10 protein-coding genes and 2 tRNA genes are annotated in these 12,329 nt (G+C 65.2%); 11 read left to right on the forward strand and 1 reads right to left on the reverse strand.

The genetic code is table 11. The features are described from left to right. Positions 1–258 precede the first annotated feature (258 nt). The 11 genes from dnaN (at position 259) to AC5RUF_RS05105 (ending at position 11,187) form a co-directional block, all read left to right on the forward strand. Positions 259–1,383, forward strand: coding sequence for a DNA polymerase III subunit beta (gene dnaN / locus AC5RUF_RS05055; protein ID WP_493996054.1), 1,125 nt, complete (start codon positions 259–261; stop codon positions 1,381–1,383). Positions 1,384–1,432: 49 nt separating this feature from the next. Further along, the gene (gnd, locus tag AC5RUF_RS05060; RefSeq protein ID WP_494129909.1) at positions 1,433–2,335 is read left to right on the forward strand and encodes a phosphogluconate dehydrogenase (NAD(+)-dependent, decarboxylating); all 903 of its coding nucleotides are present in this window, start codon (positions 1,433–1,435) and stop codon (positions 2,333–2,335) included. 63 nt (positions 2,336–2,398) lie between these two features. Next, on the forward strand, positions 2,399–3,583 hold the full coding sequence (recF, locus tag AC5RUF_RS05065; RefSeq protein WP_493996052.1) for a DNA replication/repair protein RecF: 1,185 nt from the start codon (positions 2,399–2,401) through the stop codon (positions 3,581–3,583). Next, complete coding sequence (locus AC5RUF_RS05070) at positions 3,567–4,124, forward strand: DciA family protein (protein WP_494129910.1); 558 nt, start codon at positions 3,567–3,569, stop codon at positions 4,122–4,124. The genes recF and AC5RUF_RS05070 overlap by 17 nt, the downstream gene beginning before the upstream one ends. Before the next feature lie 299 nt (positions 4,125–4,423). Then, positions 4,424–6,469, forward strand: coding sequence for a DNA topoisomerase (ATP-hydrolyzing) subunit B (gene gyrB, locus AC5RUF_RS05075; protein WP_493997009.1), 2,046 nt, complete (start codon positions 4,424–4,426; stop codon positions 6,467–6,469). Between the two features lie 66 nt (positions 6,470–6,535). Beyond that, positions 6,536–9,178 (forward strand): DNA gyrase subunit A, encoded by a 2,643-nt coding sequence (gyrA, locus tag AC5RUF_RS05080; RefSeq protein WP_493997008.1) that lies wholly within the window; start codon positions 6,536–6,538, stop codon positions 9,176–9,178. After that, a complete protein-coding gene (locus AC5RUF_RS05085; RefSeq protein ID WP_493997007.1) occupies positions 9,175–9,684 on the forward strand; it encodes a DUF3566 domain-containing protein in 510 nt (169 codons plus the stop codon). The genes gyrA and AC5RUF_RS05085 overlap by 4 nt, the downstream gene beginning before the upstream one ends. A 110-nt stretch (positions 9,685–9,794) precedes the next feature. Further along, positions 9,795–9,868, forward strand: a tRNA-Ile gene (locus AC5RUF_RS05090). Between the two features lie 46 nt (positions 9,869–9,914). Then, a complete protein-coding gene (locus AC5RUF_RS05095; RefSeq protein WP_494129911.1) occupies positions 9,915–10,034 on the forward strand; it encodes a DLW-39 family protein in 120 nt (39 codons plus the stop codon). A 59-nt stretch (positions 10,035–10,093) separates the two neighbouring features. Then, positions 10,094–10,166: transfer RNA gene (locus tag AC5RUF_RS05100), tRNA-Ala, on the forward strand. A 100-nt stretch (positions 10,167–10,266) separates the two neighbouring features. Beyond that, a complete protein-coding gene (locus tag AC5RUF_RS05105; RefSeq protein ID WP_494129912.1) occupies positions 10,267–11,187 on the forward strand; it encodes a DMT family transporter in 921 nt (306 codons plus the stop codon). A gap of 116 nt (positions 11,188–11,303) precedes the next feature. On the opposite strand, the gene AC5RUF_RS05110 is transcribed toward AC5RUF_RS05105, so the two are convergent. Continuing rightward, positions 11,304–12,290: a hypothetical protein gene (locus AC5RUF_RS05110; protein ID WP_493997410.1), complete on the reverse strand. Its 987-nt coding sequence runs from the start codon at positions 12,288–12,290 to the stop codon at positions 11,304–11,306. Between the last annotated feature and the right edge of the window lie 39 nt (positions 12,291–12,329).

Consider the following 12,329-nt stretch of genomic DNA (forward strand, 5'->3'; position numbering starts at 1 on the left):
ACAAACCCGGTGCAGCCTCACCCCGGACCGGGCTAAGCTGTCACAGAGTATGGTTGTCATTCGCATGCAACCCGGTACGGTTCCGCGCCATGGATGAGACATCCCGGCCGGATACCTGTCTCTCCAGACGCCGGTCCGAATGCCACCGGTGAAGTTTCACCACGTTCCACCTCAGGAACTCGCCTCGAGTTCCTGACGACAAGTTCAGTTGTAGTTCAGTTGTACTGAGAAGTACGTTGCGAAAGGCGGCACCCTTCAGTGAAGTTCAGAGTTGAGCGGGATGTCCTGGCAGAGGCCGTCACGTGGACAGCACGTTCCCTGTCCCCGCGCCCGCCGGTTCCTGTCCTTTCGGGGCTGCTTATCAAGGCCGAAAACGGTTCCCTGAGCCTGGCCAGCTTTGACTACGAGATTTCGGCCCGCCTGCAGATCCCCGCGGATGTCAGTGAAGAAGGCACCATCCTGGTGTCCGGCCGCCTGCTGGCAGAGATCTGCCGCAGCCTGCCTTCAGCTCCGGTCGAGGTGGAGACCGACGGCGCGAAGGTGACCCTGACCTGCCGCAACAGCCGCTTCAACCTGGCCACCATGCCCGAGGCCGAATACCCCGAGCTGCCGGCACTCCCCGAGGTCAGCGGTGTGGTGGACGGAGATGCCTTTGCACAGGCCGTCTCCCAGGTCATCATTGCGGCCAGCCGGGATGACACACTGCCCATCCTGACCGGCGTCCGGATGGAAATCGAAGACGATCTGATCACCTTCCTGGCCACTGACCGTTACCGGCTCGCCCTGCGCGAGCTGGCTTGGAAGCCGGCAACTCCCGGCATTTCCACCAGTGCCCTGGTCAAGGCCAAGACCCTGAACGAGGTCGCGAAAACCCTCGGCGGAGCCGGGGACCTGAACATCGCCCTCTCGGATGACAGCGAACTCATCGGGTTTGAAAGCGGAGGACGGCGCACCACCTCGCTGCTGGTGGACGGTGACTACCCCAAGATCCGTTCCCTCTTCCCCGAAAACACGCCTATCCACGCCACTGTGGAAACCCACGCCCTGGTGGAAGCTGTCCGCCGCGTGTCCCTGGTCGCAGAGCGCAATACCCCGGTCCGGCTGGCGTTCACCGATGGCCAGCTCACCCTGGATGCCGGCACCGGCGAGGATGCGCAGGCTTCGGAAGCACTTGAAGCAGCACTTGTCGGCGACGACATTACGGTCGCCTTCAACCCGCATTACCTCAGCGAGGGCCTCGGTGCCTTCCCGAGCAAGTACGTGCGGTTCTCCTTTACCACTCCTCCCAAGCCGGCAGTGATCTCGGCCCAGGAAGAACTCACCGGCGAGGACCAGGCAGATTACCGGTACCTGTTGATGCCGGTGCGCCTGCCTAACCAATAAGGCGGCCCGGGGCTCCGCGGACCCAGGACCCAACCAGAGAGAAGCTGACATGCATATCGGCCTCATCGGACTCGGGAAAATGGGTTATGGAATGCGGACAAGACTGCGCCGTAACAATGTCGACGTAACAGGATTTGACAGGGACCCCGTCCATAGTGACGTCGGGTCCCTGTCTGAACTGGTGGCGGAGCTGCCGGTGCCGCGCATTGTCTGGGTGATGGTCCCGGCCGGTGATGCCACTGCCGGAACCATTGCGGAACTGGCCGAGGTACTTGACCCGGATGACCTGGTGATCGACGGCGGCAACTCCCGGTTCAGTGACGATCTGGCGTCAGCGGCGGTGCTTGGCCGGAGGGGTATCCGCTTCCTCGACTGCGGGGTTTCCGGCGGCATCCACGGGCAGGACGACGGCTACGGATTGATGGTCGGCGGGGACCGCCTGGATGTGGAACGGGCCCTGCCCGTCTTCCAGGCACTCCGTCCTGCAGGGGAACTGGCGCACGGTTTTGTCCATGCCGGCAGCACCGGTGCAGGGCACTACGCCAAAATGGTGCACAACGGCATCGAATACGGTCTGATGCAGTCCTACGCCGAAGGCTATGAGCTGCTCGAGGCCAAGGACATCATCGAGGACGTCCCGGGAATCCTGGCTGCCTGGCAGCACGGGACCGTGGTGCGGTCCTGGCTCCTCGACTTGGCGGTGGCAGCGCTCAAGGAAGACCCCGGACTCAGCCAGGTTGCCGGCCGCGCGGAGGATTCGGGGGAGGGCCGGTGGACGGTGCAGGAAGCCGTCGCCGCAGGCATTCCGGCTCCTGCGATTACAGCCGCACTGTATGCAAGGTTCGCCTCCCGGCAGCCCGATGCCCCGGCCATGAAGATGGTCGCGGCCCTGCGCCGGCAGTTCGGCGGCCATGCCGTGCAAAAGCCGGACGGGGACGCGCCGGGATCGTGACCGGCGGACCGCGTAAGGTGGAATGGAAGGGGATGCCGACAGGATGGGAGAAAGCAGTAACCGATGTATGTTGACCACCTGTCCCTGACCGGGTTCCGCAGCTATCCGCAATTGGACGTGAAGCTCGCACCCGGGGTTACGGTCTTCGTGGGACCCAACGGGACGGGAAAAACCAACATCGTCGAGGCAATCGGTTACCTTGCGACGCTTTCCTCCCACCGGGTCAGCACCGATGCCCCGCTGGTGAATTTCGACGCCGGGCAGGCACTCGTCCGGGCGCGCCTGGTCCGCGGCAGCCAGGCCACCTCAGTGGAACTTGAACTGAATCCGGGCCGCAGCAACCGGGCACGGATCAACCGTGCCAATCCGGTGCGGGCGCGTGAAATCCTGGGCCTGTGCCGCACCGTGCTGTTCGCCCCGGAAGACCTTGCCCTGGTCAAGGGCGATCCGGGCAGCCGTCGCCGTTTCCTGGATGAACTGATTGTTTCCCTGGTCCCCCACCATGCCGCCACGCGGGCCGACTATGAGCGCGTCCTGAAGCAACGCAACGCCCTGCTGAAATCCGCACGGGCAGCCGGTCGTTTCACCTCCGCGCATGAGGCCACCCTGGAGGTCTGGGACCAGCACATGGCAGTAGCCGGAGCCCGCCTCGTGGCAGCCCGGCTCCAGGCCCTGCAGCGGTTGCAGCCGCACCTGCAGGCGGCTTACCGGGACCTGACCGACGGCTCAAAGGAAGCTCGGGCGGTGTACCGCTCCACCCTGCAGGGGACGGTGAACGACGACGGCGCGGTGGAGGGCGCGCAGGACCCGGACGAGCTGTATGCCCTCGGCCCCGACGAGTTGACCGAGCGCTTCCTGCAGGCCTTCAGCGCCAACCGCCGCCGTGAGATCGAACGCGGGATTTCGCTGGTGGGCCCGCACCGGGACGAGCTGGAGCTGATCCTGGGGCAGGCACCGGCCAAGGGATACGCCTCGCACGGGGAAACCTGGTCCTTTGCCCTGGCGCTGCGCCTGGGCTCGTATTACCTGCTGACCAGCGACGACCCCACCCCCGGTGCCGGACCCATCCTCATTCTTGATGATGTGTTCGCCGAGCTGGATGTCCAGCGGCGCCGCCGCCTGGCCGGAATTGTTGCCGGCGCCGAGCAGGTCCTGGTGACCGCCGCCGTCGGTGACGACATTCCCGAGGCTTTGGCAGGCCGCATCATCACAGTGGTCCCGGGAGGCATCAGTGTGCCCGTCTCCTGACAGCAGCCTGCCGGAGCCGGGCCGGCCGGGGGCCGATAACCCGGATGAACGCCCCGATGCCGCGCGGGAACAGCTGAACCGCATGCGCCAGGCAGCGCTGGCCCGGGGAAACCAGCGCACGCCCGCCACGCGCCGCAAGGCCGGCCGCCGGCAACAGGCCCCCTTTGTCCCCGGTGAATACGTGGGACGGGATCCGCAGGGCCTCGGAAAGGTCTTCACCCGGTTTGTCAGTGAACGCGGCTGGAACTCGCCCGTTGCCGTGGGGTCGGTGATTTCCCGCTGGGAGGAACTGGTGGGCAGTGAAGTCAGTGCCCACTGCAAGCCGGAATCCTTTTCCGACACCACGGTCCAGGTCCGCTGCGATTCCACGGCCTGGGCAACCCAGCTCCGGCTGCTGCGGGACACCCTGATTGCCCGGTTCGACGCGGAGCTCGGGCCCGGCGTCGTCACCAAGATCGATGTCATCGGCCCGGCCGCACCGAACTGGCGCAAGGGCATGCGAAGCGTCAAGGGCCGCGGCCCGCGCGACACGTACGGATAATCCCCTCAGCAGCGGTGCGCGCACGTGACCGGGGCCACCGGCATCGGCGCGTAATGAAGAATCCGAGCCCCGACAGGAGCCGGTCAGGGGCTTTAAACCCCCCGTGCCGGTATCCGGCCTTATCCAGGGCGCTGCGGTTGCCTGCAAACCGTCATTAGTGGCCTGTCAGGGGGTGTTTTGGACAGGTTTGGGGCTCCGGGCGCGGTAGAATTGAGAGTGGAGATGCCTGTCCGCTGGGGAGGCTTCAATTCTGACGAACACAAGAGGAGTCGACAGCACCTGTGGCTAACGACAATGAGATGGACAACTCAGAGGTAACACCAGAGGATCACACCGCTGTGGAAAATTCCACCCCCGTGGAGTACGGCGCCAACGAGATCACCGTTCTGGAAGGCCTCGAGGCCGTCCGCAAGCGTCCCGGCATGTACATCGGTTCCACCGGCCCCCGCGGCCTGCACCACCTGGTGTATGAAGTGGTGGACAACTCCGTCGATGAGGCGCTGGCCGGTTACTGCGACCACATTGAGGTTGTCCTGCAGGCCGACGGCGGCGTCCGCGTCACGGACAACGGCCGCGGCATCCCCGTTGACCTCCATCCGACCGAAGGCATCCCCACGGTCCAGGTGGTTATGACCATCCTGCACGCCGGCGGCAAGTTCGGCGGCGGCGGCTACGCCGTGTCCGGCGGCCTGCACGGCGTGGGCATTTCCGTGGTCAACGCACTGTCTGCACGCGTCGAGACCGAAGTCCGGCGGCAGGGATTCACCTGGCACCAGAGCTTCGCCAACGGCGGCCACCCCGTGGGCGAACTGCGCAAGGGCGAACCCACCGAGGAAACCGGTACCACCCAGACGTTCTACCCGGACCCCGAGATCTTCGAGACCACCGAGTTCGACTTCGAAACCCTGCGTGCCCGTTTCCAGCAGATGGCCTTCCTGAACAAGGGCCTGCGGATCCGGCTCACCGACGAGCGGACCCTGGAAGAAGAGGCCGAGGAGATTACCGAGGCCTCCGACGGTGCCGAAGAAGCCGCTCCCAAGCACCGCATGGTGGATTACCTCTACGCGGACGGGCTGCTGGACTACGTCAAGCACCTGAACTCCTCGAAGAAGGTGGAGGTGGTCCACAACGACGTCATCGCCTTCGAAACCGAGGATTCGGACAAGAAGATGGCCGTGGAAATGGCCATGCAGTGGACCACCGCCTACTCGGAGAGCGTCCACACCTACGCGAACACCATCAACACCCATGAGGGCGGAACCCACGAAGAGGGCTTCCGCGCCGCCATGACGTCGCTGATCAACCGGTACGCCCGTGAGAAGAACATCATCAAGGAAAAGGATGACAACCTCACCGGCGACGACATCCGCGAAGGCCTGACCGCCGTCATTTCGGTCAAGCTGGCCGAACCGCAGTTCGAAGGCCAGACCAAGACCAAGCTGGGCAACTCCGAGGTCAAGGGCTTTGTGCAGCGGGTAGTCACCGACCAGCTCGGCGACTGGCTCGAACGTAACCCCGGCCCGGCCCGCGACGTCATCCGCAAGTCCATCCAGGCCTCCCAGGCCCGCCTGGCTGCCCGGAAGGCGCGTGAATCCACCCGGCGCAAGGGCCTGCTGGAATCCGGCGGCATGCCCGGCAAGCTCAAGGACTGCTCCTCGAAGGACCCGTCGAAGTCCGAAATCTACATTGTGGAGGGTGACTCGGCAGGCGGCTCGGCCGTCCGCGGCCGCAACCCCGAAACGCAGGCGATCCTGCCGCTGCGCGGCAAGATCCTGAACGTGGAACGTGCCCGCCTCGACCGCGCCCTGAGCAACGCCGAGGTGCAGGCCATGATTACCGCCTTCGGCGCGGGCATCGGCGAGGACTTCGACGTGGAAAAGGCCCGCTACCACAAGATCGTGCTGATGGCCGATGCCGACGTCGACGGCCAGCACATCACCACGCTGCTGCTCACGCTGCTGTTCCGCTACATGCGCCCGCTGATCGAGAACGGGTACGTGTACCTGGCGCAGCCGCCGCTGTACCGGATCAAGTGGTCCAACCACGCCCACGACTACGTCTACAGCGACCGGGAACGGGACGAAGTGATTGCGCGCGGCCTGGCGAACAACCAGCGGCTGCCGAAGGAAAACGGTATCCAGCGCTACAAGGGCCTTGGTGAAATGGACTACACCGAGCTGTGGGACACCACCATGGATCCGGACCACCGCACCCTGCTGCAGGTCACCATGGACGACGCCGCAGCCGTGGACCAGGTTTTCTCGGTCCTGATGGGCGAAGACGTCGAGTCCCGCCGCAGCTTCATCCAGCAGAACGCCAAGGACGTGCGCTTCCTGGACATCTAGCGGATTCGCCGGCATCCCGCGGCCGGCAAGCATGGACTTTAGCGACTTAGAACGGAAGCAGAACCAATGAGTGATGAGATTCCCGAGGCAACCGGGGACGAGGCTCCCCTGGCCGGGACCGCGCTGACCGACCGGGTTGAGCAGATCGACCTGCAGACCGAAATGCAGCGCTCCTACCTTGACTACGCCATGGCGGTCATCGTGGGTCGCGCCCTGCCGGACGTGCGGGACGGGCTCAAGCCCGTGCACCGCCGCGTGCTGTACGCGATGTTCGACGGCGGCTACCGCCCGGACCGTTCCTTCAACAAGTGTGCCCGCGTGGTGGGCGAGGTCATGGGCCAGTACCACCCGCACGGCGACTCCGCCATCTACGATGCGCTGGTGCGCCTGATCCAGGACTGGACCATGCGCTACCCGCTGGCCCTGGGCCAGGGCAACTTCGGCTCCCCCGGCAACGACGGCGCCGCAGCACCCCGGTACACCGAGACCAAGATGGCCCCGCTGGCCATGGAAATGGTCCGGGACATCGACGAGGAAACCGTCGACTTCCAGGACAACTACGACGGCCGCAACCAGGAACCGACCATTCTGCCCTCCAGGTTCCCGAACCTGCTGGTCAACGGTTCCTCCGGCATTGCCGTGGGCATGGCCACGAACATCCCGCCGCACAACCTGCGCGAGGTTGTCGACGGTGTCCAGTGGTACCTGCAGAACCCCGAGGCCCCGCACGATGTGCTGCTCGAGGAACTGATCCGCCGGATCAAGGGCCCGGACTTCCCCACCGGCGCCACCATTCTGGGCCACAAGGGCATCGAAGATGCCTACCGCACCGGCCGCGGCTCCATCACCATGCGCGCCGTGGTCAACGTGGAGGAACTCCAGGGCCGCACCTGCCTGGTGGTCACCGAACTCCCCTACCAGGCCAACCCGGACAACCTGGCCGTCAAGATTGCCGAACTGGTCAAGGACGGCAAGATCACCGGCATCGCCGACATGCGCGACGAGACCTCGGGCCGTACCGGCCAGCGCCTGGTGATCGTGCTCAAGCGCGACGCCGTGGCCAAGGTGGTCCTGAACAACCTGTACAAGCACACGCAGCTGCAGGAAAACTTCGGTGCCAACATGCTGGCCATTGTGGACGGGGTGCCCCGCACCCTGAGCCTGGACGCTTTTATCCGGCACTGGGTTACCCACCAGCTCGAAGTGATTGTCCGCCGCACCCGCTACCGGCTCCGCAAGGCAGAAGAAGCCGCACACATCCTGCGCGGCCTGCTCAAGGCGCTGGATGCGCTGGACGAGGTCATCGCCCTCATCCGCCGCTCCTCCACCGTGGAGGATGCCCGCAACGGCCTGATGGGCCTGCTGGAAATCGATGAGATCCAGTCCCAGGCCATCCTGGACATGCAGCTGCGCCGACTGGCCGCCCTGGAACGCCAGAAGATCCAGGACCAGCACGCCAAGCTCGAAGCGGAGATTGCCGAGTACAACGTCATCCTGGCGTCCGAAGAACGCCAGCGGCAGATTGTCAGCGAGGAACTGCAGGAAATCGCCGACAAGTACGGCGACGACCGTCGCACGCAGGTCCTCATGGGCTACGACGGCGACATGAGCATGGAGGACCTCATTCCCGAAGAGGAAATGGTGGTCACCATTACCCGCGGCGGCTACGTCAAGCGGACCCGCAGCGACAACTACCGCCAGCAGGCCCGAGGCGGCAAGGGAATCCGCGGCGCACAGCTGCGCGGTGACGACGTCGTCGAGCACTTCTTCGTCACCACCACGCACCACTGGCTGCTGTTCTTCACGAACCTGGGCCGCGTTTACCGGGCCAAGGCCTACGAACTGGCCGAAGGCGGCCGGGATGCCAAGGGCCAGCACGTGGCCAATCTGCTGGCCTTCCAGCCGGACGAGCACATTGCCCAGGTGCTTGCCCTGCCGGACTACGACACGGCTCCGTACCTGGTGCTCGCCACCAAGCGCGGCCTGGTGAAGAAGACCCGGCTGGCGGACTATGACACGAACCGGTCCGCCGGCGTCATCGCCATCAACCTGCGCGACGGCGACGAACTGGTGTCCGCGCAGCTGGTTTCCGAAACCGATGACCTGATGCTCGTCTCCAAGATGGGCCAGTCGCTGCGGTTTACGGCTACCGACGACGCGCTGCGCCCCATGGGCCGTGCCACCTCGGGCGTCACCGGGATGAAGTTCCGCGAGGACGACGAACTCCTGGCCGCCGACGTCGTGACCGAAGACTCCTTCGTCTTCACCGTGACCGAAGGCGGCTACGCCAAGCGGACCAGTTCCGACGAATACCGCGTCCAGGGCCGTGGCGGACTCGGTATCAAGGTGGGCAAGCTCGCCGAGGAACGGGGCCACCTGGTAGGCGCCATGGTGGTGCAGGAGGAAGACGAGGTCCTGGTGGTAATGCAGGGCGGCAAGGTAGTCCGCTCCTCCGTGACCGGTGTGCCGGCCAAGGGCCGCGACACCATGGGCGTAATCTTCGCCAAGCCGGACAAGAACGACCGGATCATCGCCGTTGCCCGGAACTCCGAACGGGACCTGGCTGTGGAAGAGGACGGGGAAGACGAAACATCGCCGGTCACCGCCGGAACCGAACCTGTGGCCGCCACAGGCGATGAAGTACCGTTGTCTACAGACGAAACGGCTGCGCCCGATGCACAGTCAGCACAAGATGGAGGTAGCGAGTGAGCTCGACCAACTCAAGCCCTAGGTCGTCCTCGGGCGGCGGGCCGCGGGTGAAGGCCCCGGCACGGCCGGCCCAGCGTCCTGGAAGCGGTCAGAGCGCCTCGGGGAACCGCCAGCCGCTGGTGAAGCCCGCACCCAAGGCCAAGGCACGCAAGGCCCGCCTGCTGGTCAGCAAAATCGATCCCTGGTCCGTCCTCAAGATGGCCTTCCTGCTGTCCGTCGCCCTTGGCGTTGTGACCGTGGTGGCAGCCATCGTGCTGTGGACGGTGCTGGACCTGACCGGTATCTTCGACCGCGTCAACTCGCTGCTGGGTGAGATTGCCGGCACTGAGTCCGGAGGCTTCGACCTCCGTGACTTCGCGTCCCTGGGCCAGGTGGTGTCCTTTGCCACCATCATCGCCGTGGTGAACGTCCTGCTGCTGACCGCCCTGTCCATGCTGGCGGCAGTGCTTTACAACATCGCGTCCACCCTTGTGGGCGGCATTGGCGTCACCCTGACGGACGACTGATCCTTCCGGTTCCGGACGGGCTGCCACAGCCCGTCCGGAACCGGAAAACCTCCCGATTTGGCCCCGGAGAAAAGGTGCGGTAGAGTCTTATCTCGGCCCGAAGAGGTTCGGGGCGTATAGCTCAGGCGGTTAGAGCGCTTCGCTGATAACGAAGAGGTCCCAGGTTCAAGTCCTGGTACGCCCACGGAACACCTTGCAAAAGGTGGACCACAATGGCAGGAGGAAATTCCGTGAAGAAGTTGCTGACAGTTATGGCAGCGGCGGCTGCAGGAATCTTCGCCTACAAAAAGTGGCAGGAAACTGCCACAGAGAAGGCCGTCTGGAAGGACGCGACCGACAAGGTCGGCTAACTCCAAAGGCCGGTAACCGAACCGGAAACGGTAGGTTATACTGGATAAGTTCTCCTTTCGGGGGCATGGCGCAATTGGTAGCGCACCTGCTTTGCAAGCAGGGGGTTCGGGGTTCGAGTCCCCGTGCCTCCACCGAAAGAACAGAAGGTCCCCGCTCTCCTGGAGCGGGGACCTTCTGCGTTTGCCGCCCTTGTGGCCTCCCGGGCCGCTGACGCTGCACTAATGTTGGCCTGTGAATATTTTCCTGGCGGCAGTGGGCGTGCTGGGCGTCTCCGCATCCGGCCCCATCATGGCGGCCACGGCCGCCCCTGCCCTGGCCATAGCCTTCTGGCGCAACGCTTTGGGGGCGGTACTCATGGGCGGTCCGGCCGCCCTGGGCCGACGTCGGGAATTCAGCCGGCTGAGCGCCCGGGACTATAAGTGGACCGCGGTGGCGGCCGTGGCGCTGGCCCTGCACTTCGCCTGTTTTATCACTGCCCTGCAACTGACGTCGGTGGCTGCCGCCACCGCGCTGGTCTGCCTACAGGCCGGGTGGATCGCCCTGTTCAACGTCCTTCGCGGTATCCGGGTCGCGCCGATGGTGCTGGCCGGACTGGCGGCCTCATTCGCGGGAGTCGTAGTGATCTCCGGGTTTGACCTGGGCCTGTCCGGCCAGGCCCTCACCGGGGATCTCCTGGCAGTTGCCGGCGGGGCTCTGGCCGGCGTCTACACCATTGCCGGCGGGAAGGCGCGGGAGTCCATGTCCACGGGCACGTACACCACGCTCTGCTATGGGGCCTGCGCGCTGCTGCTGCTGGTCCTCTGCGCGGCCTTCAGACAGCCCCTCATCGGTTTTCCGCCCGCCGCCTGGCTGGGAATCCTCGGGGTGACGGTAGTGGCACAGATCCTCGGGCACTCTGTCTTCAACCACCTGCTGGCGGTCATCAGTCCGCTGGTGGTCTCCATGATCATCCTGCTGGAGATTCCCGGAGCAGCGGTCCTGGCGGCCGTTTTCCTGCACGAGCAGCTGCCCGCGGGTACGTACGCCGGCCTGGGCCTCATCCTGGCGGGACTGGCCGTGGTGGTGGCCGGCCAGGGGCGGGTGCGCCGCCGCTCGGGGACCGAACCGGTTCCCCCGGCCCCGCCGGCACTCGGAGGGGACGTCCAGGCCTGACGAGCGCCGGTACAACATAAGGAGGGCCCCGCTTGGCGGGACCCTCCTTATAGGGGTTTCACGGCTGTTCGTTAACCGCCAAACCGGCTGCTGCACGGTATTACCCGTTGCAGGTGTTACTTCTTGCCGGTGTTGTTCTCCGAGTGGGCGCCGGAGGGCTTTGCGGCTTCCTTTGCCCCGCTGGCAGCCTCCTTGGAGTGCTTGCCGGCTTCGGAAACCTTCTCGCCGCTGCGGGAAGCAGCACGCTCAGCTGCTTCCTTGATGCTTGCAACGGTTTCCTTGGTCTCGGAGGAAGCGGCCTTTACGTTCTCCCCCGCCTTTTCAGCGGGCTTGGGTGCGGCAGCAGACTTCGGCTTGGGCACCTCGACCGGAGCCGGAGTAGTGGGTTCGGCAGGCTTTGCCGGGGCCGACGTCGCGGCGGCAGGGGCCGGTGCAGTGGCAGGAGTGGCAGCTGCGGGCTTGGGTGCCGGTGTCTTCCACGGATCCTCGACCGGACGGGATGCCCGCCAGGCCGCTACGCCGGCGGTCACGGCTGCGGCGATGATCCCGAAGACCAGCCAGCCCTTGCCGCCGCTCTTCTGGTTCTTGCGGGCCTGCTTGGCTGCCTGTGCGGCCGCCTTCTGCGCACGCTTCAGGGCCTTCTTGTTGCCGGTGACCTTGGAAACAGCGGTCTGAACAGGCACGTTGGCCGCCGTCAGGCTGCGCGAAACGTTGTCCGCCGCCACCCCGATGCGGGTGGAAAGGGCCGGAAGATAGTCATCCACTACGCGGTCCTTGGCGGTGTTCAGGGCCGGCGTGGCGCGGTCCAGGGTGCTCTGGATGCGCGGAGCGGCTTCGTCGACTGCGTGGCTGATCCGCGGCCCGACCTTCTCAAGCCCGCCCTGGATGCGGGGCGTTACCGTGGCAACGCCCTGTGCCAGTTCGTCAGCGGCGCGCTTGATACCGTCCTGGATCTTCGGGGATGCGGTTTCAATCCCCTTCTCGATGCGCGGAACGGCCCAGCCCTTGGCTGCCTCCACCTTGGGCGAAGCCCAGTCGCGTGCCGTTACGAGGCCTGCGGCCACGTTGGCTTCAAGATCATGGGTGATGCGGTCCTTCTTCAAAACTACCTCCCGGGATAGTGTCGTTTCAGCCTTAGCCTA

This window comes from Arthrobacter sp. Y3224198, from assembly GCF_059090025.1.